At 81.1% G+C, this 286-nt stretch carries 1 pseudogene; it reads left to right on the forward strand.

The features are described 5' to 3' along the window. Positions 1-286 (forward strand): annotated as a pseudogene (locus tag BST40_RS31350) (hypothetical protein); the annotation flags it as partial.

Genomic DNA, 286 nt, shown 5'->3' on the forward strand with positions numbered 1-286 from the left:
GTGCTGCTGGTGCCGGGGGCGCCGGCGGTGCAGGTCTCGACGCCGGCCCCGGTGGCAATGGCGGGGCCGGAGGACATGGTGGTGCCGGCGGGAACGGCGGGATCTTCTGCGGGGGCGGTGCTGGTGGCGCCGGGGGCGCCGGTGGAGCCGGCGGCGCGGGCGCGAACGGCGGTGCTGTCGGCGGTAGTGGCGGAACCGGAGGGGCTGGCGGCGACGGTGGCGTCGGCGGGCGAGGTGCGGTGGTGGTTGGCGCCGGCGGGCGCGGGGGTCTGGCCGGCCGGGGGGG

Origin of the sequence: Mycobacterium persicum (assembly GCF_002086675.1) — a bacterium.
Classification (GTDB): domain Bacteria; phylum Actinomycetota; class Actinomycetes; order Mycobacteriales; family Mycobacteriaceae; genus Mycobacterium; species Mycobacterium persicum.